This window comes from Hymenobacter qilianensis (assembly GCF_014638675.1).
In the GTDB taxonomy this organism is placed as follows: Bacteria; Bacteroidota; Bacteroidia; order Cytophagales; family Hymenobacteraceae; genus Hymenobacter; species Hymenobacter qilianensis.
In genome coordinates this window covers 403,051-425,342 of record NZ_BMFN01000002.1, presented here as the reverse complement: position 1 = coordinate 425,342, position 22,292 = coordinate 403,051, and the positions used below count along the sequence as shown (strand labels likewise).

Genomic DNA, 22,292 nt, shown 5'->3' with positions numbered 1-22,292 from the left:
AATCTGCATCTACTGCGCAAACGAGATTTTGCCCATCGATACTGCTGGAATACCTGGCCGGCTGCTGCCGAGCGGCGCGTTGCTTCCTGCCAGAGTTTCATTTGCTAACACTGCGAAAAGAACGGCTTCTTTCGCGTCGGGATTGATGCCCAGGTCGTGGGTGGTAAGAAAGCGGCAGTCAGGTAATTGTAAGTGCAACGTCTTCATCAGCACTGGGTTGTGCATACCGCCGCCGCTGGCATATATGGTCAGCGGGGCATCGGAGGTTGGAAAGCAGCGCCGAATAGACGCCACAATGCCCGCCGCGCTAAATTCGACGAGCGTAGCCAGCAGATCGGCAGGGGAGAGACTAACCGAGTTACTGCGTTGCTGGGCCTGCACTACGTAGTCGCGGCTAAATAGCTCCGGTCCAGTGGTTTTGGGGAAGGCCGCGGCGTAAAACGGATGATCGAGTAATGCACGCAGCAGCGGCTCGTGCACCTGGCCTTGGGCAGCAATGGCGCCCTCGGCATCGTAGCTTTTGTCGGGGAAATAAAGCTGCGTAAACGCATCCAGAAGCGTATTGCCCGGACCAACATCAGTCGAGAACATTGCCCCAGCATCAAGGGAGCCAGGCAGAAACGTGAAGTTGGCAATGCCGCCCATATTGAGGAGAATGCGGTCTTCCCTAGCTTTGGAAAACAGCAGATAATCGCCATACACAGCCAGCGGTGCGCCTTCGCCGCCAGCGGCCACGTGCTTTTGCCGAAAGTCGCTGATCGTGAGAATGCCGGTGCGCACGGCTACATGGTCGCCATCACCGATCTGAAGCGTAGCATTCGGAAAATTGGGTTTGCCGTGCTGGCTTTTGGGAGCGTGAAACACCGTTTGACCATGACTGGCGATGCAATCCACGTCCTGGGGGGCAATTTTCCAGGCGCGCAGGCAGTCCAGAACTATATCCGCGTGCAGCAGCGCTATCCATGGGTTAAGAAGGCACAGATGCTCAAAGTCGATGGTGCTTTTGGCAAAAACCCGCCTGATTTCTGCTTTCACCGCCTCCGGGTAAGGTACGGTGGCAAAGCGCTCGACCTGCACATGGGTGGCCGGTCCGCTGCCTTCAAACCGGCACAGCGCCACATCAAGGCCATCAAGCGAAGTACCCGACATCAGGCCGATGATACGGCGCTGGGGCTTTTGGGCAATAGTGAAGAGGTTGTGCAGGTTGGGATTCATAGGCAGGTAAATGTGGGGCAAACATTCAGGGAGTCCAAATTGAGAGTAGCAGGAGTGAGGCTGAACGGGCTGTATCAACTGGAATAAGCCTAAAATCTTCGGTGTAAAATGCTAAGTGTCGGTAGTAGGCACTATCTTACCAATACCTATTTCCACGCTTTCTTATTCTTTCTTTCTACCAAATCCCGTTTTATGGTACACCTATACTCGCCCGGAGCGAATCGGTTCCGGCAGTTTGGCAGCACAACTGTTGCCTGGCTAGGGTTCTTGCTGCTGATACTTAGTAGCTCGGCAGCCTGGGCCCAGAATGTTGCTTATACGATTCGGGGGCGTGTGACAGATGCCAATGGCGGGGTGGGTGTGCCCGGTGCCACGGTGCGCATTGCCAATACGGTGCTGGCCACAGCCACGGGCGCCGATGGGACTTATGAGCTGCGTGCATCCGTTCGACCCGGCACTTACCAACTGGCTATCAGTTCCGTAGGCTACGCCAACATCACGCAATCGCTAACTCTGGGTACCGAAACACAGATAACTGCCGATGCCACGCTGCGAGAGGATTTGGTAGGCCTTAAGGAAGTAGTAGTGACTGGCAACTCAGTAGCCACCAGCAAGCAACAGCTCGGCAATGCCATCAGTACGGTGAATGCGCGCGAGCTGACTCAGGGTGCCGCCGTCCAGATCGATCAGGCCTTACAGGGCAAAGTAGCTGGCGCTCAGGTGTCGCAGAACTCCGGCAATCCGGCGGGGGGCATTTCGGTGCGGCTGCGCGGCACTAGCACCGTGGTAGGTAGCTCCGATCCGTTGTATATCATTGATGGCGTTATTGTTAATAATGACTCACCAGAGTTGCTCGATTTGGGTGGCTATGCTCAGAACCGCCTCGTCGACCTGAACCCGGCCGACATCGACCGTATCGAGATTATTAAAGGCGCTGCAGCGGCAGCCATTTACGGCTCGCGGGCCTCCAACGGTGTAGTCCAGATTTTTACCAAGCGCGGAAAGGAAGGCAAGCCCTCCGTAACGGTGTCGAGCAATTTTATTGTGTCCAAAATTCGTAAGACGCTGGATGTGAATACGTATCCATTTCGCTTCACTAATACCGTCGCCTCCGATCTGACGCAGGTGCCGGCAGAGCGCTATGACTTCCAGGATCAAATTTTCCGTACCGCCGTTGGCACCGATAACTACGTCTCCGTGTCCGGCGGCAGCCAAGCTACACGCTACTTCTTTTCGGGTTCTTATTTCAAGAACCAGGGCATTGTAGATGCCACCGACTTCGACCGCAAAACGGGGCGTTTGCGCCTCCAGCAAACTCTAACTAACTGGGCCAGCTTGTCGGTGGGGGGCAATTATACCCTTAGTGACAGCCGCGAAATCCCGAATGGCGGCCTCGTAACAGCCTACGGCGCACTCACGGGGTTTATCTTCAGCAATAACTTCGTGAATCCTGCTCCCAATCCCGTTACGGGCGTTTATCCCGGCACCAGCCCCAGCAACCTTACCCGCACCAATCCCCTGGAGGCCATCAACCGCTTCGATTTTCGCCAGCGTACTTCGCGCTTTATCGGTGATGTGCAGCTGAACCTGACTCCCTTCGAAGGCTTCACGGCCGACTATGTTTTTGGAGTCGATTCCTATACCCAGCTTGGTACGGCCTTCATTCCGCCCGGCAACACCACCCCAGACTATGCTACTGGTTTTGCGCGCCGCGCTGACCGCACCGTGTTTCAGTATAATAACGACGTGACTCTGGGCTACCGCCGCAACTTTACGGAGTGGTTAGAGTCGACGACCAGCGTGGGGGCTACTTGGCAATACGATGAAGTGCAGAGCACCAGCCTCACGGCACAGCAACTGGGTATTGGGGGGCAAACTATTAACAATGGGGTTTCTGTGGCATCTGAAGGCCGCACGGAGCGCCGGATAGAGGGCTACTTTGCGCAGCAAACCTTCGGGCTAGGTCAGCGCTTATATCTGACGGGTGCCGTGCGTGTCGATGCGGCATCGCCTTTCTACGATAGGCTCAACAACGACGCCAATTGGCAAACCTATTATAAAGCCAGCGCCTCCTATCTGTTATCGGAAGAAGGATTCTGGAAAAATGGCCCCCTGACTAATTACGTGCCCACGCTCAAGCTGCGCGCTTCGTATGGTCAGTCGGGCAATCTGACCGCCATTGGTGCCTACGATAAGCAAACCAACTATGTGCCCACAAGCGTTGGCGGTTTGTTGGGCGTGTACCGGCCGGCGCAGCTCGGCGACCCACGGTTGGGACCGGAGCGGCAGGAAGAAGTTGAATTGGGCTTCGATGCTGGTTTCTTTGGCGGCCGCATAGGCCTGGAAGCCACGTATTACAACAAGAAGATTAACGACCTGCTGCTCAACCGCACGTTTGAGCCGAGTACCGGCTTTCTTACCGGCCTTCAGAACGTGGGCACCATGACCAACCAAGGTGTGGAAGTGCTGCTGCGGGCGGTGCCATTGCAAAAGGAGAAAGTAGTCTGGAACATAACCGCTACCTATACTCGCAACCGTAACGAGGTAAACGGAATCGAGGGCAACGGTATTTTGCCTTTCGCGGGGGGCTTTGGGCAGGTGGCCGCCGTGAATGGCGCACCCGTGGGCGTGTTTTATAGCACCTACTACGCCCGCAATCCCGATGGTTCTTTGCTGCTGACGCCCGCTGGTTTTCCCCAGCGCGAGTTAGGTGTCAATGGCGTGCCCCAGCGTACGCCCGAAGGCCAGCCCCGCGGCTCCGTGCTGAGCAAGATTATCGGCGACCCCAACCCAGATTATCTCGCTTCGCTTATCAATGAAGTGACCGTGGCCGGCAATCTGAACTTCCGGCTGCAATTCGATGCGGTACAGGGCTTTGACGTGTTCAACTTCACACGGCGCGTAGGTGAGCGTGACCTATACGGCGGCCTCGCGGGCTACGAGCCCGAGTTGCGCGGCGAGGTGCCCAAAGGCACGAGCGCGGTGCTGTTCGGCATTTTTGAAGAATACATTGAGGACGGTTCCTACGTGAAGCTGCGCGAAGCGTCGGTGTCTTACACGCTTACTCCCAAGTTTCTGGGCTTGCAGAATATACGGGCCAGCCTGACGGGCCGCAACCTGCTTGTCTTTACCAACTATAGCGGCTACGACCCTGAGGTAAATGCCGCCGGCCAAAGCACCGTGGTACGCAACTTCGACTTCGTGGAAGTGCCTATTCCGCGCACGCTCACCCTGGGCCTGAGTGCTACTTTTTAACCTGGTCGGAGCGCCTCATTTTTCATCTAGCCTTTACTATCATGAAATCATATAAAAGCCGTTTGGCTACGCTCGCCTTCTGTGGGGGGCTTTTGCTGATTGCTCCCGGTTGCGACCTGAATTTGCCTAACCCAAACAACCCCACCGAAGCCGAGGTACTGACTACCCGCGACGGGCTGCTGGCTTTGAGCGTCGGGATGCGTCAGTTTTACGCCAATAGTGCACTGGAGGCCGTTATTCTGACGCCGGGCGCTACGGCCCGTGAGCTACGCGGCATTTCAACCTTTACCAACGTGCTGGAAGTGGAAGCCGGCGGCGCCGACTTGCCCAACAACAACGCCAACATAACCAACTTATGGTCGCGGCTGCTGCGTGTGGCCGGCATGGCGGAAGATTTGACGACCAGCGCACCCACAGTCCTCAGTGCTGATCCTGCTACCCGCGATGCGGTGCTGGCCCACGCCAATCTGTTTCGGGCAATTGCGCTGGGTACGCTGTCGCAGTGCTTTGAGCAGGCGCCGCTCACTACCAGTAGGCAGGGCGGGCCAGCGGCCACGTTTGTGCCCCGCGAACAACTCTTAAGCGAAGCCATCCGCTTGCTCGACGAGGCCCAGCAGCTTATCACCGCTACGCCACCTTCCGCCGATTTCAACACGAAAGTATTGGGCTCAGCCTTCGATTTGATTAACACCATTAATGCATACCGAGTACGCTATACCTTGCAGGCTGGTAACTACGCTGCCACGCTGGCCGCAGCTAATTCCATCGATCTGACCAAGCGTTCGGTTTTTCAGTACAACAACCAGAATCCTAACCCAATCTATCAGTCGGCGGTAGTGGCGCGCAATTTTCGGCCCCGCGAGCTGACGGGCTTTGGGCTGCCGGCAGCGCTGGCTTACCCCAACGATGCGCGGGTGGCTTTTTATATTGGCCAGGAAACTATCAATAACGCCCCCCAACCGGTGGTAACAGGCTTTTTTGCTACCATAAATACCAGCATTCCGGCTTACCTGCCCGATGAGATTCGCCTGAGTCGGGCCGAGGCGCTGGTGCGGAGCGGTGGTAGTCTGGCGGCAGCCGTGCAGGACATCAACGCCGTGCGCACCCAGGCTCCCGGTGCCGACCTGTACGGAGTGGGTGCCAATCTGCCTACCTACAGTGGCCCCGTTACCACGGAGGCGCTGCTATTAGAAATCTATCGTCAGCGCAGTGCGGAGCTGTATCTGACGGGTTTGCGCCTGCCCGACAGCCGTCGTTTTGGCCGTCCGGCGCCGCCTGCTACCGGCACGCCGCCCGCTTCCGCCGAGCGCAACCGTAATTTTTATCCTTATCCGCAGCAGGAGCGTTTGACCAACCCTAACGTGCCCGCCGATCCGGCTATCTAATTTGCCAAAGTCCCTGCTCAAAAAAGCCCCCCAGCTTACTTCTGGGGGGCATTTTTTGTGACTTCTTAAACCTCCTATTACTGCGCAGGTTACCGGCGCATTGATTCAGGAATCACCGCCGTCAACCAGAAAGGGCCTAATTTGCCCCCAAACTCCGTCAAACGAAAACCCGCTTATTTCCCCGAATGTCTGTTTACGAAAAAACCTTCACCGTGCGCTGGGCCGATATGGACCCCAATGTGCACATGCGTCACTCCGCGTACACCGATTATGCTGCCCAGGTTCGCCTCGATTTTCTGGCCGATCAAGGCTTTACCATACGTCGCTTTGCTGAATTGCGCATTGGCCCCATTCTGTTTCGCGAAGACACCCGTTTTTTGAAAGAAATAGGTATCAGCGAAACCATCCGGGTCACGGCCGAATTGGGCGGGCTAAGCGCCGACGGCAGCCGTTGGCGCATTATTCATTCAATATACAAAGGCGATGGGCGCATGGCGGCAACCGTATCGGTAGATGGCGCGTGGCTCGACCTCAGCCTGCGAAAGCTCACGATACCCCCGGCCGAGATGGTGGAGGCATTTCAGCACGTGACGCGCCATGAGACTTACGCCGATATCGTGCGAGAGAAGAAGGAGTAGCGCTCCGGCTTATGTCGGCTGATTCTCTTTATGAGCTACCACTACCGGCGGTGGCATGGCCGCAACTGCTTGCGCAATGCGACTTACCTGCCGCTGATGGTGCAGCACATGGTCAACCATAAAATCCAGGGTTTGGTAAATAGTAAGCATACCAGACCGTGGATGCTTAAAAATGGCGCGGTTCAAAAGCTTGGAAGGGTACTCATTTAAGGTGCGCTCCAGCTTACGGCGCACGCTTTCCCACTCGGCTCGCAGCATAGGCAAGGGTGGGACCTCATCGGGCGTCAGTCCTTTGAGCTTGGAAGGGGCGGCGAAGCGCAGAAAAGGCAGGCGCAGGAGCACTCGCAGCAAGGTGGACCGCAAAAAGCCCCCCACACCTGCTTCCTCCAAATCCTCGGTCTGGGCCAGCTTTTTGTCGATGTATTGATTGATGCCCGTTTCGGAAACCAGCAGGTGGTGCACCACCTGTACCGCCGACCATTGTCCAGGACCGGGCGAGGTGCTGGCTCGTTCGCCCAGCAACTCTACCTGCGCTAGAAGTTGATTAGTAGCTCGTTCAAGCTGCTCAAAACGTAGATTCAGACGATGATTCATGGTTGCAGTGCGCGGGAATGGAAGGTTACGCTCAGCGGCGTAGCTTTGGCAAAAGATACGCAAAATATGCCCCCCAAGTAAGTCCTGCATCGTTCGTCAGGGGCGCGAAGAGAGCTGGAAGGAAGTGCCGCGTGTAAAGCCCGCGATTAAATCATGAGTCGGAATAAAGTACAAGATTTCCTGAGCAGCCCACTGGCAGTTGGGTGGCGAATAGCGTTTGTGTGGCTTGTGTATCTGATCTATCTGCCCTTCAACGACTTTCAGGGCGGTAATCTTCAGCATGACGCCGTACAGTATTGGGTAATGGCGGTAAAGTTTCAGCGGCAGCACCAGTCGTTTTCACTGCTGTATTACGACGACCCGCTTCGGGGGTATGTGGGGCCGCTGATGATGTTTCCGGCCCTGGCGTTTCGCTTTTTTACCGATTGCTCCATGCTCACGGCCGCCAAGATGCTGGGCTCCGTATGGGCCGCCCTGCTGTTCGGGTTCCTGATTCCTGGCTTATGGACGAGCATTACCGGCTGGCGGATTACGGCAGGACGCTGGCTGCTGCTGGTGCTAGCGGGCTTTATTTTTTGGCGCGACTTCTTCAGTTTTACCCTCACCGACATGCCCGCGCTGGGTACGCTGCTGCTGAGTCTGTGGCTGCTGAGCCGGCCGGGGCTGCTGGCCTGGCTGTTGGCCGGTCTGAGCATTGCTGCTACCTTCAATATGCGCCCCGTATACCTGCTCAGTTTGCTGCCGTTTCTGGGGCTGGCCATTTGGTGGAGCCAGCGACATTCTCCTAAGGCCAATAGTCGGCGCTGGGTTGCCCTGATAGTTGGGATGGCGCTCACCTTGGGCCCGCAGTGGGCTATCAACCGCCTTCATTTTCAGGAAAATACGCCCCTGACGCTGGCTCGAATGGCAGGCCAGAAAGAATCATTTTACTTAAACCAGCTGGCCTGGGGAACCCGCGTGCAGCTTTATGACGGCGCTTTAACGTATCCCGGCGCTTTGCCTTATGCCGACGAGTCGGGAGTGAAGCTGTTTGAGCGATTGAAGCAGCGGGAATACACGTCGTATGGGCAATATCTGCAGCTGGTAACTCAGCAGCCCGTCGATTTTTTCCTGCGCTACGGCCGTCATATCTTCAACGGGCTGGATATCCGATATCCGACTCCTTACCGGCTGACGGCAAATAGCCCGGAATCACTGCCTTTGAAGCTGCTGAATTATGTGCTGATAGCGCTGGCCCTCAGTACTATCCGCCCCAAGCAGTTACGCTGGCAACACTACTGGGTATTGCTGGCGCTCCTGTTGCCTTGTGCCGCAGCTATTCCTATTGCTATGGAGAACCGGTTTTTACTGCCGCTCCATCTGCTTTTGCTCAGTGCAGTAGTATTCCTGTTTTCGCCTTCCGAGTGGTGGCTTCGGTTTCGTTCACGTCCGGCAGTGGGTGTGCTAGCTACGCTTGGGCTAATGCTTTGGGTAGCTGGATGTTGGTGGCTATCGGAAGCGGTAGGTCAAACAATCTGCCCTGGCTGCGTCGGAAAGCTACTGTATTAAGAAAAGCACCCAAAAAAATGCCCCCCCAACCGCGACTGGGGGGCTTTTTTGGGTTAACTAAGTTTGGGAAGCCCTGCTTTAGGCTTTCTGATACATCACTTCCTTCACTGCCTTTACCGTGCGCTCTACATTCGGCAACGACGCCTCTATGAGGGTTGGCGCGTAGGGTAGGGGCACATCCATGCAGGTGATGCGAACGACGGGCGCATCGAGGTAGTCGAAGGCACGACGCTGAATGGTATAGGTTAGCTCGGAGCTAATGCTGGCCAGCGGCCAGGCTTCCTCTACGATAACGATGCGATTCGTTTTCTTAACCGAGGCTATCAGCGTGTCGTAATCGATGGGGCGCACAGAGCGCAGGTCGATAACTTCGGCTTCTACGCCTTCTTTGGCCAGCTCATCGGCGGCGGCCAAAGCGATTTTCATCATTTTGCCGAAGCTTACGATGGTTACGCTGGTGCCGGGACGAACGACGTTTGCCTTGCCGATTTCCAGCAGGTATTCTTCTTCGGGCACTTCACCTTTGTCGCCGTACATCTGCTCCGACTCCATAAAAATCACTGGATCCGGGTCGCGGATAGCGCTTTTCAGCAAGCCTTTCGCATCATACGGGTTGCTGGGCACTACTACTTTCAGGCCGGGCGTATTGGCAAACCAGTTCTCGAAATTCTGCGAGTGTTGGCTGGATAGCATACCGGCGCTGCCCGTCGGCCCACGGAACACGATAGGAATAGAATATTGCCCCCCAGACATTGAGTACATCTTGGCCGCCGAGTTGATAACCTGATCAATGGCTACCAGCGAGAAGTTGAAGGTCATGAACTCGATGATGGGCAGCAGGCCATTCATGGCTGCACCTACCCCGATACCAGCAAAGCCTAGCTCAGCAATGGGCGTATCAATCACGCGCTCGGGGCCGAATTCGTCGAGCATACCCTGGCTTACTTTGTAAGCGCCATTATACTCGGCTACTTCTTCACCCATCAGAAATATGCGCGGATCGCGGCGCATTTCTTCAGACATGGCTTCGCGCAGGGCTTCCCGGAATTGGATGGTCCGCATAGTTATTCTGGTTAACGAAATCGAAAGGTCAGAGACAGAAAAGCCGGCGCTACACCGGCGCGTAAAGCTACAACGCACAGGGCGCCGGGGCAAATGAAGGATGGAAGAACATAGCTCCCCTCCTTGGTAAGGAGGGGAACTGCTCGTTCTGACCTTCTTCTAGCGCAGCGCCTCCAAGAATGCCTTCGACCTGGCATAGCTACTAAACTCCAGATCCTCCACGGCGCGCTGGGCATAAGCCCGATCCAAGGCCACGGCCTGCCGCAGCCGTTCTCCGACGAGGCTTTCGTCGCGGGCACGGGCCGCCACCACGGCCAGGCAGTAGTACGCCATGGCATCATTGGGCTTCTGGTCCAGAGCTTCCTGATAAAGCTTGGTAGCGCCTTCATAGTTCTGCTTGATTAGGTAGATCAAGGCCAGATTCATGGTGTTCTGGTAGGATTTGCCGCTGAAGCTGAGACTGCGCAAGGCGTCGTCGAGCTGACCAATTTCAATTTCCAGCGCAGCTTTATCGGCAAAAGCCTTCTCCAACACGGGGCGCGGGCCGCCGAGCTTAATGGCGTAATCGTAGCTTTGGAGGGCCTCAAGCTGGTCGCCGGCGCGATGGTAAGCCGTGGCCACCCGAAAGAACAACTCAGCCGTGGGGTTGCGATGGGCGGCCAACGTGAAATACGTAGCCGCCCGCCGCTGGTAGGCCCGGCGCGATTTGTCGGTTATTTCTTTTTCAGAGCGCTGCAAAAGCACTGCGGCCAAGTTATAATAAGCCTCCCAGCGACCCGTAGTGGCTACGGCCGTTTCGTAAATGCGCTGTTTCTCGGCCAGCAGAGGCGTGAGCGTAGCCGAATAGCGCAGCTCCTCCGGCGTAAGCGCATCCGTTTCGGCCGCTTTCTCAACAATCTTCTTGGAGAGCAGATATACCTCAGAGTCGTAGCGGGTCGGGGCGGTGTATTGCACGGCTACCGTGCCAAAGCGCAGCACCGGGTACACGTAATCTTCGAGGTAGTCATAAAAGGATAAGGTATGAAGCCGCTTTTCCTTCTGCGCAAAAGAGCCCCGCGTATCGTTCACAATCTGCACCACGGTGTCAATCTGCTCGGGCTTGAGGGCTGATTCCTGCACTTTGCTCAGAAATAAATCCCAGCGCTGCCGGTATGCCTGCGTTTCAAATACGATGCTGCGTACCGAATTATGGTATGAAAAACCATCGACGCGCTGCTTGTAGTATTTGGCCAGCGCCTGCACCCGCCGATCGGCCAGGCGCGGGTCGTGGGCATCGAGCGAGTCGGGGGAGTGGCCGGCCACGATCATAACCCGTTCGGTGCGCTGGTTGGAGTCGATAAAGTCTTCCAGCGCGGCCACGTTGGTACCCAGATAATTGCGAATGGCCGACTTGCCGGCATCGAAGAAAAAGGGCAGCACACGAGTACCACTGCGGTCATTGCTGACCGTTTCGGGTAGCACATTCAGGGTTGAATCCTGGCGTACGACGAGGCGGGCGGTAGTCACGATGCCCCGAGCCAGCGGAAGCTCATTGCCTTTCACCATTTTGCCCCCCGGCTTGAGGCGGCGCGCATCAGGCCGCGCTATCAGCGTGCCAGGGCTTTTGCGGGGTGTGTACGGAAAAGAAAACTGCTTGGTAATCACCAGCTTGTTCTTATCCTGCTCGTCGTACACATACTCGCCCGAAACAAAGGTAATGCGACCCAGCGTGTCTTGCTGCAAGCCGTTATCGTAGCGGTAGCTAAGATCGAGATTATAGGCTTTGCCTTTGCGTAAGTGCTTGGCTGGCACGCGGGCCGTTACTTCAAACAGCACATTTTCGCCGTTACTTTCCAGCACCGCCGGCTGTACGCGCACTTCCTGGCCTTCCTGCGCAACCTTTAACATCCGCGGTAGCGTACAACCAGGTAGCGCCACGATCGTTAGGCAAATAAAAGCCGGTAGAAGCGAGCGAAAAGCATCTTTCATAGATCTATTTAAAGGCGGAGAGCTGGGTTATCGAATTGAAGCAACACATGCAAAACTCGGTTTTGCCGGCTAAAATTGCTTGCTAGTTACAGCACGGAGCTTGATATTCGGTGCTTTTATCGTTATTTTGACCAATCATAGCCTGTGTAAGGGCTTCATACTGAGGAGTAATGAGAAAATTAACCGACTTCATCGAAAAGCAGAGCTTCGGAGTCTGCAATGCCTTGGGGAACCGGCTGGGCTTCTCTACGAGCAGCGTGCGGCTATCATTTATCTATGCTTCTTTCTTCACCTTCGGGTCGCCGGTAGTATTATACTTCGCGCTGGCTTTCTGGATGAACGTGCGCCGCGCGTTGCGGCGGCAGCGGAGCACCGTCTGGGATTTGTAGGTCGGTGAACGTCCGCTTTCCCAACCCAAAATACGCCCACACCAAACTTCGAGCGTACACGCCGGGGCGCTCCGCTACCCGCAAGTGAGGTCGGGCCGCTATTCGCTGCTGCCGCCAATAGCGGCGGTTCTTAAAAAAATCACGATGCGCCCGCAGTACGGCGCGGGCATCAGCAAAGGCACCTTGAGCCAGCATACGAAAGGCCGCAATCCAATCCAAACCAATTCGCTGGATAAAAATGCCCCCCAACTCACTCTGGGGGGCATTTTTGTATAAGAGAGCTAAGCCGTTGCGAAAGTTGAGGTAGGTTTTGCGAGGGTTAGACTTGTGCAAGGTGCCGCCGCCCACGTGGTATACCGTGCTGCTGCCCTCATACCAAACTTCATAGCCCGCATTCCAGAAACGCCAGCACAGGTCAATTTCCTCCATGTGCGCAAAAAAAGCTGTTTCCAGTCCACCCAGCTCATGCCAAGCGCTGGCCCGTACTGCCATGCAGGCGCCACTGGCCCAAGCTACGGGGCGAGCGTCGTTATACTGGCCGTGGTCAGTTTCTATGGTTTCAAACAAACGGCCCCGGCAGAAAGGGTAGCCCAGGCGGTCGAGGTAGCCACCCCCGGCACCGGCGTATTCAAACTGCGTGGGCGCGGCGTGAGCCAGCAGCTTGGGCTGACACGCGGCCACTGCCGGCTGCCGATCCAGCAGCGCCACCAAGGGCTGCAGCCAGCCCGGAGTTACGGCTACATCAGAGTTGAGCAGGACGTAATAGGTTGAATCGAGCTGAGTCAGAGCTTGGTTATAGCCAGCGCAAAAACCCAGATTTTCAGCGTGCTGAATAATTTCAACACCCGGAAAAAAGCCCCCCAGTAGCTCCACCGAGTCGTCGGTAGAGGCATTATCGACCACCACCACGCGGGCACCATCGGAGTGGGCCAGCACGGAAGGCAGAAACGTGCGCAGCAGCTCGCGGCCGTTCCAGTTAAGAATAACGACGGCTACGTGCGGGAGCGAAAGGGTAGGTGACGCGAAAGGATCAGAGGCCAAAATTGCCAAGGTCGAGGCCCGGAAGATTGGGCATCAAACCGGCCGTTTTGTTCTTAAGTTCTTCTTTGGCTTTCTCGCTTACTTCATCGAGGGCCTTATTTACTGCCGCCACTACAAGGTCGGCCAGCATCTCGCGGTCTTGGGGAGTGAGCAGCGACTCATCTATTTCCAGCTTCACCACATTGCGCTTGCCATTGGCAGTAGCTTTCACCAAGCCGCCGCCGGACTCGGCCGTAGCGGTCAGGAACTGAACTTCATCCTGGGCCTGCTTCATCTTATCCTGAAGCTCCTTCACTTTGCCCATCATGCCCATCATATCAAACATAAGCCAAAATAGTGCCCTGTGGGCGTTTAAATGAGGTTTATAAAAGCTGACTAGTGCCTGCTTAAGTAGTGCAGGAGGAGCCGCACATGGTTTTCACGGTGTCGGTGCAGAGGCAGCTCCCGAGATTGTTCGTGTACGGCGACTGCTAAACAAAGGTACTTCGTTTGTCAACTTCAGTGCCTGCCAGAGCAATTAATGAACTCCGACCTGCACTGCGGAGCGTAGCATTTGGCGCTTCAGCTAGCGTACGATGGTAATGGCGCCGTGCTGTATGAATGGCTTTCCTTCATCCGTAAGGGCCTCGAAGCGCCACGCGTACGCCCCAGGTACGGGTGCCCGCCCATTGATGCGCCCGTCCCAGGTCTGGGTACGGTTGGTGCCGCGAAACACTTCCTGCCCATTGCGGTCGATGACGACGAAAACAAATGTGCTCAGGAAGCGTCCTTTTACTTCTAATACATCGTTTAGTCCGTCGCCGTTGGGTGAAAAGGCCGTCGGCATTGCCAGGCGGGGCTGACGCGTGACATTGACCAGGTTAGAATAGCTGGCCGCCGCCAAGCCACCGCCTGTGGCCTCAATGCGGTAGCGCACGGTGCTCTGATTGGTAGGAGGCTGAGTATCTGTGTAACTCAGTCCGCTCACTGGGATAATGTCGATAGTAGAGCCATTAAGTGCCAGGCGCACCAACTGGTAGGTTACAGGAATAGAGGCATCAGGGCCTACCAGCGGCGACCAGGTAAAGCGGGCTCCTTCGGGCTGAGGATTAACAGACAGTACAACGGGAGAGGCAGGGTTGCTATCGGCTGATATGCTGCCGCAGGCATCGCGGCGGCGGGCCAGATACACCGGTGGATTGACAACGCTCAGGTTATCGGGTGTGTCGCTGATTGTGGGTGCGTTTACCACGCCCAATTCAACAGGAGTAGGGGAGGTTCGCAGAAAAGTAAGCTCATTGGGCAAGGGTTGCCCCACAGCGTTCGTAGCATAAAGCTCTACCTTATTACTGAGGGTAAAGCTCGCTATCAGTCGCGGTGGTTGTGGTGCGGTGCCGGCAGCTGTTGTCACCGAGGACTTGTTAGACCACGAAGCAGCCCGATCGACTAGAGCGGTTACCTGATACGTGTAGGTAGTACCACAACTCGCGGTGTTGTCGAAGTATTCAAAGGGGGCAGTACCGGGTAATGTGGCTATAATTACCGGATTCACGCCTGGCTCAGTCCGTTCTATCCGAAAAGTATTGATATCGGGAGAAAGAGTTTTCCACTCGAGCTTGTTTATTCCATTCGCTGACGTAGAAACCAGACTGATTGTATTAAACAAATCAACCGTGCAAACCAAGGGAGAACCTCGCAAGCCAGTGGTTAAGCCTGCACCGCAGGCCGAGGAGGGAACGATGCGGTAGCAACCAGGTAATGGGACATTGAGCACGGTATAATCCCGCACGATACCACTGCCGCTAATACGACTGGCAATAGTACGATAACCGCCCGGAGCACTCGCTTCGGCTACCTGAATCTCATACTGAAACCCGGGTTGGATGTTATCGAAATCGAATACGATATTCTTGTCACGAACCTCAAGCTTCGTGAGGACAGGAGGAGACGAAGGAGCCGGTGCGGGCGTAAAGTTTTGGGTGTTGCTGTTGCTGCACTGATTATTGCCGGTGTAGTTACCCGTTACCGTCACAGCCGTGCTGCCTGCGGGAACGGAAAACGTGCGTGGCTGGCTTCTATCCACGTTAGGAAACACGTTGTTCCCAATCTTCACGGTGTAGAGGTTAGCCGTGTACGCTTGGTCAGTAATGGTTACCTGGACAACGTCGGCGGAGCAGGAGGTGAGCGTGAAGGTGGGCGCCGGCGACGCTTTCACCTCCAGACGCTTGGAGAAAATAATACCCGACGCCCCCACTACCTGGGGGGTATTTTGGGTAATAACCACGAAGCCGCGAGTAGCGTCAGCGGCGCTAGGGGTGTATAAAGCATTGGTGGAGAAGTCAGAGCCAGTGCAGGTGACGGCGGCCCCGGTGGCGTAGCGCACAACGCTCGGGTCGAGCTGCCGACCGCTATTATCCACAAGCCTGATTTCTCGGCCCGCGCATAAGGTCGATATTTCTGTACCCGTAGAAGCATCCACGACCTTAAAATCGGCCCCCGAGTTGGGTGTGTTCTCGCAGGTTTGGGCGGGCGCCAACGTAGCCAAAAGCAACGCTGGAAGTAGAATAAAAAGACGATAGAAGTTTTTCACGAAGCTTATAACGTACCCAGGGGGTGTTTGCGTTTTCGGATGACTAAAAGTAGGAAGTTATGCCAGCATGAAAGCCTTTGCAAACTCCATCGCCTATAAGTCAAGTCCCTATATTGTTGAGAATTGAATAGGCTACCCTTAAGTAAAGAATATTTTTGCCAATGTAGGCTTTGGGAAGCCATTTAGGCGAAAAGGAGTGGCTTGATTACGGCCACTCATAAGTGCGAACGAAGGCGGCAGCGGCCTGCAAATCGGGGTACAGCACCCGATCCCGACTCACGAAAGCTACTTTTTGCCGGAAGTCCTCGACTATCTGTTCCAGTGCGGCTGAGGTTCGAGCCGGCCGCCGAAAGGCGAGTGCCTGCGCGGCGGTAAGAAGCTCAATGCCAATTAATTGCTCCACATTCTCGACTACACGGCGGGCTTTGGTAGCCGCGTTGGCTCCCATACTTACGTGGTCTTCCTGCCCATTGCTGCTCACAATGCTATCGACCGATGCGGGCGTACAGAGCTGCTTATTCTGACTCACGATGCCAGCCGCCGTGTACTGCGGAATCATGAGGCCCGAGTTGAGGCCGGGCTCTGCCACCAGGAAAGGCGGCAAACCCCGCTGCCCACTGAGCAGCTGGTACGTACGGCGCTCCGAAATGCCCCCCAGCTCGGCTACGGCTATAGCCAGAAAATCGAGGGCCAGGGCCAGGGGCTGACCATGAAAATTGCCCCCCGAAAGGATAGCATCGTCAGCGGGAAATACATTGGGGTTGTCAGTCACGGCGTTGCATTCCGTTTCCAGCACCTGCGCCACGTAAGCAAAGGCGTCGCGGGAGGCGCCGTGCACCTGCGGCTGACAGCGGAAGGAGTAAGGATCCTGAACGGCGGCTTTGGGCTGGTCCTGAAGCTCGCTGTTGGAAAGGAAGCTGCGTATGCGCTCGGCCGCGGTTACTTGCCCGGCATGCGGCCGCAATTGGTGCAAGCGAGCGTCAAAGGGCTGGTTTTGCCCCCCAAAGGCTTCCAGCGACAACGCGCCAATGGCATCAGCAGCGTTGGCCAGGCGCTGAGCGCGTAGGGTACAATGCACGCCGTACGCCAGCATGAACTGAGTGCCATTAAGCAGCGCCAGTCCTTCTTTGGCTTCCAACTCAATGGGTGGCCAGCTAAACAAGCTTAAGGCGTCGGCAGAAGCCAGGCGGTAGCCCTGATAATTTACTTCGCCCAAGCCCAGCAACGGCAGACACAGATGCGCCAGCGGCGCCAAATCGCCACTGGCCCCGAGGGAGCCCTGTTGGTACACCACCGGATACATCTCCCGATTATAAAAGTCGAGGAGGCGCTGCACGGTGGCCACCTGCACGCCGCTGTTCCCGTAGCTCAGACTCTGCGCTTTAAGCAAAAGCATCAGCCGGACTACTTCTTCGGGCACTTCGTCGCCGGTGCCACAGGCATGCGACATCAGCAGGTTCAGCTGGAGCTGGCGGCGCTGCTGGGGGGCAATTCCAGTGTTGCAGAGCGCCCCGAAGCCAGTGTTGATGCCATAAATCGGCGCATCCGACTGCTCCAGCCTGTTGCGCAAATACTCGTAGCAAGTGGCCACACGGTGCCGGGCTTGGTCGCTCAGGACCACTTTGGGCCGCTCGCGAAGCAGGTGCTCTAAGGTAGCTAGACTGAGGTGGGTGGCAGGGTCGAGGGAATACATTCGGGGTGGGAGAGTACCGATTGTGGTGTGAGCGTATTGGGACCGTTAATCCGAATTTATGATTTAGTAATCAACAGTTTGTGTTATTGAGTTAGTTTGCTCAATACGTCATCCAGAGCTAGCAACTGCTCATGGCCAGTGCTCATATTCTTGAGCTTGAAAAGGTTTTGCGCGCGCTCCTCGGAGCCTTGCAGCAGCACATAAGGAACACCTTTTTGGTCGGCGTATTTAAACTGCTTCACCAGCTTGTCTGGGGTGTGATACAACTCACTGGGAATGCCCGCCGCCCGCAACTGACGCAAAACAGGCAGCACTGAGCGGCCAGCTTCTTCATCAAAATTTACCACCAGGCAGCGCGTAGTGGTAGCTGCGTTGGGCGGAAACAGGTTCAGCTCTTCCAGGCAATCATAAAGCCTGTCGACGCCGAAGCTGAAGCCCACGCCCGACACGCCGGCCAGCCCAAAAGCGCCCGTAAGGTTGTCGTAGCGCCCGCCACCGGATACGCTGCCGATTTTGACGTTGTTAATCTTGATTTCGAAGATACAGCCGGTATAGTAGGAGAGGCCACGGGCCAACGTCGGGTCAAACTCCAGCTTGTCGAACTGGGTGAAGCCGAAGCTGGTAAGATAATTCTGCACCTCGCGTAAATCGCGTAAGCCCTTATACGCAGAGCCGTCCGAACCTTCAGTTTCGGATGGCAAGTCCGCTTTTTGGAATGCAGCGTCCAGCTTCTCCAGCTTTTCCCCATAGCTGCCGGAAGTAGCCAAAAGCTCAAATAAGTACGCGGAGGCCTGCGTTGAAAAGCCTCGCTCAGCCAGCTCTTTTTCTACGCCTTCGCGGCCTATTTTGTCCAGCTTATCAATGGCGACAAACAAATCCGACTCCTTGCCTTCGCTGCCCAGGGCCTGATAAATATTGCGCAGCACGCCCCGGTGGTTGATTTTAATCGTGAAGTCGGTGAGACCAATACCATTTAGCACCTCGCACATCATAAGCACAATCTCCGCTTCGCAGAGCAGCGAATCGGTGCCTACCACGTCGGCGTCGCACTGATAAAACTCGCGGTAACGGCCGCGCTGGGGCCGGTCGGCGCGCCACACGGGCTGAATCTGGTAGCGCTTGAAGGGGAAGGTGAGCGTGCCGCGGTTCATTACCACGTAGCGGGCAAACGGCACGGTCAGGTCGTAGCGCAGGCCTTTTTCGGCAATCTTGGGCAATACTTTGCGCGTGCCCTCCGCAATATCATCCGGCGCAACATCTTTGAGGAAGTCGCCGGAATTCAGGACTTTAAACAGCAGCTGGTCGCCTTCGTCGCCGTATTTGCCGGTGAGCACGGAGAGGTTTTCGAGCGTGGGCGTTTCGAGCGGGGCGTAGCCAAACAGCTCAAACGTACGGCGGATGACGCCGAAAATGTAGTTGCGGCGCGCCACCACGGCGGGGCCAAAGTCGCGGGTGCCTTTCGGAATGCTGGGTTTTTGGATACTCATCGAATGCAGATCAATAGGGCCGCGAAGGTAACAACGATTGGCCGCACGCCTCATCAACCGTATATCATCAACTGCAAATACAGCTGAGGCAGTAAGCGCAGCGGTGGATGAAACCCCACCGGCTATTCACAGAAAAAGCCCCCCAATGCGTTTGTGGGGGGGCTTTTTGCTGGGTAAGAGCTATTCGCTTACGCCTATGTCAGCATCGAGCAGGGAGGCAACCATGAGGGGCTGGGAAGCGGCATCCAGGTGCAGAAAGTGGTGCTGCACTTCTTCCGGCACATGGCAAAGCACGAGTCGGCGTTCCTGGCAGCGCAGGTGATATGCATAAGCAAGGAGCAGCTCAATAGCCTCCGCTGGCATGTGTTGCAGCAAGCTGCAATCTACCCACACGGCCCGCTTACTGCTTCGGCTGGCCCGAAATAGCGCCCTGCTCAGCTTCTCCTCATCGGGAGTATGCGAATCAGGCGCTAGGATGAGCAGGTAGCTTTCCGGTAATATTTCGCGATGTACATCAAGCATATAAATGTCAGACAGGGCAGCTATCACCGAGAGCCTAGCCAGTAGATATTAAGATTGATTCGGGGGCTGGCAGGTTAAGGCCAGCGTAGTTCCGACTTCGTTAAATAGTAGAGTAATCTGCGGCTAATACGTATAAGTTGTACAAAAGCTGCCTTTTTGTACTTTTTTAATTGAAATAAAATGCCGCCGCTGCTACGTCCGATGAGTTGCGCTATAATGCATTATTTAGCAAGCTGAGAAACAGGATTTTACTGAAACAAAAAAGCCGTGCGGTAATATCCGGCACGGCTTCCTCTCCTACTTTAAACTTAGTCTATACCACCTTCCGAAGGGTCTTCCGGGCCTTGTTGCTGCTGGTCGCCACGGTCGCCACGCCGGCGGCGCTCGGGCTGCTGAGCGCCGCCAAAGCGGTATGTGAAGCCCAAAAAGCCTACCCGGGTTTCGCGCTTGAAGCTGTTTTGCGATTCAAAGCCGGGTCCGAAAGAATCGAAGTTGAAGCGCAGCGTATTGAATATATCCGACACGCGCAACGTAATGCTCCCCTTGTCCTTCAGTACTGTGTATTTACCGGCAAACTCAGTAAAGAAGAACTCGCCCCGTCGGCCCTGGGCCGTAACAGCCGCCGACCGGTAGTTGGCCGATAACTGGACATCGAGCTTCTTGGTGATCGTAAAGTTGTTATTCAAACGACCTGTGTACGTGAAGTTACGGTTGTCGATATCGGTGCCGGGCGCTGTGCCTTCGATGATGTTGCGGAAGCCCGATAGGTTGGCGTTAAGCTTCCAGAAGGAGGCAACGGTAGTTGAGCCAACCAGCTCAAGGCCGTAAGCCGTGCCGCGGGCCAGGTTCAGAATGGTTTGGTTGGTAGTGGGCGCCTGGAGCTGCTCATTGAAGCCCAGCTGGCGAAAGCGCTGCACGGAGTTGTTGGTCTGGCGGTAAAAAGCGGTGGTTGTGAAGGAGTTGGACTGCCCAAAAAACTTCTGGAATCCTAGCTCATAAGAGTTTATGTATTCGGGCAGCAAAGCCGGATTGCCGCTGCGCGTATTCAGCGGCTCGGAGCGGTCGATGAAGGGATTGAGCTGGTTAACACCCGGGCGGTTGAGGCGGCGGGAGTAGCTGAGCTGCAGGCGCTGATCTTTCGTCAGGTCGTAGGCCAGTACGGCGCTTGGAAAGAGGTTTAAGTAACTGCGGGTGAACGTGGTATCCTGTATGGCAGCCGATTGGTTGCCTTCTGTGTTGGTTTGCTCCAGGCGCAGGCCCCCCTGGTAGCTCCATTTGCCGGTAGCGTTGGCATAGGTAGCGTAGCCCGCCTGAATATACTCTTCGTAAAGAAAGCGGTTGGAGAGTAAGTCGTTCTGCACTAAGGCATCGAAGAACTTATAATCGGCATCAAACTTCCGTACTACGCTTTTAAAGCCAGCCTCCAGACGGCCTTTTTCTCCGAACGGATGCACGTAGTCGAGTTGGGCTGAGGCCTGGTCGATGGCGTTGTCGAAGCGCTGGCGCTGCTGCACAAAGGGCGAGTCGTCGTAGGGAATGCGGTTCGTGATAGTTTCGCTTTCACTGCGAATGGGCGTGAATACGGCATTGGCCACCAGTTCGCGGCGGGGCTGGTCCTTCCAGGTGCGGCGGTAGTCGAGGGCGTAGTCGGTTGAGCGGTTGAACTCCCGCTCGGAGTTAGCCAGATTAAAGCTGCTACCGGGGGGCAAAATTCCTCCATTCGGGGCCGACTGCCGGTTGGCCTGACTTTCAAATTCCTGCTGCCGATTGAAGCGTGGCTGCGCGCTCAGGGTAATAGTTTGATACTCTGTCAGGTTATAGTCGAAGCCAAAGCGGCCAGCGTGGGAAGTGCGGTAGTCGAGGCCTTGCTCGTTCTGGTCTAGGATGCGGGTTTGCTCCACCGCATCGGCGTTCAGAAAAGTAGACGTCTGGAAAGAATTACCGGAGCCAACGCGCCGATCACGGCGAAAATCGTAGCTGCCGAATACGTTTAGCTTGCCTTTGCGCGCGTTCAAACTCAGCGAGCTGTTGTATTTGTCTTTGGTCCCGGCCGTCACGGTTGCGATGCCGTTCACGCCGTCTTTGCGCTCTTTCTTCAGGATGATATTAATAACGCCGGCCGTGCCCTCCGCGTCGTAGCGGGAGGAAGGGTTGGTCACGACTTCAATGCTTTGAATACTGCTGGCCGGAATCTGGTCGAGCACCGCCGAGCGGCCCCCGCCAGCGGCGCCCGTAGGTTTGCCATCCACAAAAATGGTCACGTTGCCCGACCCACGTAAGCTCACGGAGCCCGCCTGATCTACCGTTACCGACGGCACATTTTGGAGCACATCTACCGCCGAGCCGCCAGTAGTCGTGAGGTCTTTCGAGACGTCAATTACTTTTTTGTCGAGGTTATCAGTCAGAATGGCGCGCTCCCCCTGCACTACCACTTCCTTGAGGCGGGTGGTGGTAGATGCCAACCGAACGGGACCCAGCGCCACCGTCGGGCTGCCCGCACCCAGCGAAATGGGCCGCCGTACGGGGCGGTAGCCCAGAATAGTGGCCCGCAAGGTGTAGGTGCCAAACGCTACATTCTCAATAGCAAAAGTGCCGGTTTCGGTGGTCTGGGCACCCGAGATAAAGGTGGAATCCTGGGCCCGCAGCAGTACCACGTTGGCAAAGGGAATAGGCTGTCCATTGCTTTGCTCCACCAGCGAGCCGGTCACGGTGCCCGTTTGGGCTTGCGCCTGCCAGGCTGTTGCCAGAATAAGAAATAAGGCGAAAAAAGAACGTAGTTGAGCGTGAGCGCCCCTTTTTAGTAAAATTAAATACATGAGAATCAATAACAACCAAACAAAATCAATCAGCCAGAAGCCTACAGCTACCTAACGTAAAACCCGCTGCTTCAGCCGAACCGGAGCAGCGGGAATCGAGCAAAGAACCG

Annotated in this window: 16 protein-coding genes; 5 read left to right on the top strand and 11 right to left on the bottom strand. The window is 55.9% G+C overall.

The window, feature by feature from the left end:
* Window positions 1-9 precede the first annotated feature (9 nt).
* Entirely contained in the window at window positions 10-1,215 is a 1,206-nt protein-coding gene (locus tag IEW06_RS09690) for an anhydro-N-acetylmuramic acid kinase (RefSeq protein WP_188548184.1), read from the bottom strand.
* 192 nt (window positions 1,216-1,407) lie between these two features.
* Here IEW06_RS09690 and IEW06_RS09685 point away from each other — a divergent pair, with 192 nt between their 5' ends.
* The 3 genes from IEW06_RS09685 (at window position 1,408) to IEW06_RS09675 (ending at window position 6,493) form a co-directional block, all read left to right on the top strand.
* Entirely contained in the window at window positions 1,408-4,470 is a 3,063-nt protein-coding gene (locus IEW06_RS09685; protein ID WP_188548183.1) for a SusC/RagA family TonB-linked outer membrane protein, read from the top strand.
* Between the two features lie 41 nt (window positions 4,471-4,511).
* Window positions 4,512-5,855 carry a RagB/SusD family nutrient uptake outer membrane protein gene (locus IEW06_RS09680; RefSeq protein WP_188548182.1) on the top strand — a complete coding sequence of 448 codons (1,344 nt, stop codon included), beginning with the start codon at window positions 4,512-4,514 and terminating at the stop codon, window positions 5,853-5,855.
* Between the two features lie 185 nt (window positions 5,856-6,040).
* A complete protein-coding gene (locus IEW06_RS09675) occupies window positions 6,041-6,493 on the top strand; it encodes an acyl-CoA thioesterase (RefSeq protein ID WP_187732360.1) in 453 nt (150 codons plus the stop codon).
* Between the two features lie 9 nt (window positions 6,494-6,502).
* Here IEW06_RS09675 and IEW06_RS09670 read toward each other — a convergent pair whose 3' ends face one another.
* The gene (locus IEW06_RS09670; RefSeq protein ID WP_188548181.1) at window positions 6,503-7,087 is read right to left on the bottom strand and encodes a DinB family protein; all 585 of its coding nucleotides are present in this window, start codon (window positions 7,085-7,087) and stop codon (window positions 6,503-6,505) included.
* Between the two features lie 153 nt (window positions 7,088-7,240).
* Between IEW06_RS09670 and IEW06_RS09665 the strand changes: the two genes are divergently transcribed.
* Window positions 7,241-8,635: a hypothetical protein gene (locus IEW06_RS09665; RefSeq protein ID WP_188548180.1), complete on the top strand. Its 1,395-nt coding sequence runs from the start codon at window positions 7,241-7,243 to the stop codon at window positions 8,633-8,635.
* A 78-nt stretch (window positions 8,636-8,713) separates the two neighbouring features.
* Here IEW06_RS09665 and IEW06_RS09660 read toward each other — a convergent pair whose 3' ends face one another.
* Together IEW06_RS09660 and IEW06_RS09655 are read right to left on the bottom strand one after the other, a co-directional pair.
* Window positions 8,714-9,697 carry a pyruvate dehydrogenase complex E1 component subunit beta gene (locus IEW06_RS09660; RefSeq protein ID WP_187732355.1) on the bottom strand — a complete coding sequence of 328 codons (984 nt, stop codon included), beginning with the start codon at window positions 9,695-9,697 and terminating at the stop codon, window positions 8,714-8,716.
* Between the two features lie 159 nt (window positions 9,698-9,856).
* Window positions 9,857-11,584: a tetratricopeptide repeat protein gene (locus IEW06_RS09655; protein ID WP_187732354.1), complete on the bottom strand. Its 1,728-nt coding sequence runs from the start codon at window positions 11,582-11,584 to the stop codon at window positions 9,857-9,859.
* Between the two features lie 251 nt (window positions 11,585-11,835).
* On the opposite strand from IEW06_RS09655, the gene IEW06_RS21000 reads away from it, so the two are divergent.
* On the top strand, window positions 11,836-12,054 hold the full coding sequence (locus IEW06_RS21000; RefSeq protein ID WP_133273243.1) for a PspC domain-containing protein: 219 nt from the start codon (window positions 11,836-11,838) through the stop codon (window positions 12,052-12,054).
* Here the strand turns inward: IEW06_RS21000 and IEW06_RS09645 are convergent.
* The 7 genes from IEW06_RS09645 to IEW06_RS09615 all read right to left on the bottom strand — a co-directional run bounded on the left by IEW06_RS09645 (window position 11,977) and on the right by IEW06_RS09615 (window position 22,182).
* Window positions 11,977-13,095: a glycosyltransferase family 2 protein gene (locus tag IEW06_RS09645; RefSeq protein WP_187732353.1), complete on the bottom strand. Its 1,119-nt coding sequence runs from the start codon at window positions 13,093-13,095 to the stop codon at window positions 11,977-11,979. The two genes, IEW06_RS21000 and IEW06_RS09645, sit on opposite strands and share 78 nt — an antisense overlap.
* Complete coding sequence (locus tag IEW06_RS09640) at window positions 13,085-13,420, bottom strand: YbaB/EbfC family nucleoid-associated protein (protein ID WP_133273242.1); 336 nt, start codon at window positions 13,418-13,420, stop codon at window positions 13,085-13,087. The genes IEW06_RS09645 and IEW06_RS09640 overlap by 11 nt, the downstream gene beginning before the upstream one ends.
* Window positions 13,421-13,660: 240 nt before the next feature.
* On the bottom strand, window positions 13,661-15,664 hold the full coding sequence (locus tag IEW06_RS09635; protein WP_187732352.1) for a T9SS type B sorting domain-containing protein: 2,004 nt from the start codon (window positions 15,662-15,664) through the stop codon (window positions 13,661-13,663).
* A gap of 205 nt (window positions 15,665-15,869) precedes the next feature.
* Window positions 15,870-17,357, bottom strand: a complete 1,488-nt coding sequence (gene hutH, locus IEW06_RS09630) for a histidine ammonia-lyase (RefSeq protein ID WP_188548179.1) — start codon at window positions 17,355-17,357, stop codon at window positions 15,870-15,872.
* A gap of 83 nt (window positions 17,358-17,440) precedes the next feature.
* Window positions 17,441-18,844 carry a histidine--tRNA ligase gene (gene hisS, locus IEW06_RS09625; RefSeq protein WP_187732351.1) on the bottom strand — a complete coding sequence of 468 codons (1,404 nt, stop codon included), beginning with the start codon at window positions 18,842-18,844 and terminating at the stop codon, window positions 17,441-17,443.
* Window positions 18,845-19,024: 180 nt separating this feature from the next.
* Complete coding sequence (locus IEW06_RS09620; RefSeq protein WP_187732350.1) at window positions 19,025-19,366, bottom strand: STAS domain-containing protein; 342 nt, start codon at window positions 19,364-19,366, stop codon at window positions 19,025-19,027.
* Window positions 19,367-19,674: 308 nt separating this feature from the next.
* Window positions 19,675-22,182, bottom strand: coding sequence for a TonB-dependent receptor (locus tag IEW06_RS09615; RefSeq protein ID WP_187732349.1), 2,508 nt, complete (start codon window positions 22,180-22,182; stop codon window positions 19,675-19,677).
* Window positions 22,183-22,292 lie beyond the last annotated feature (110 nt).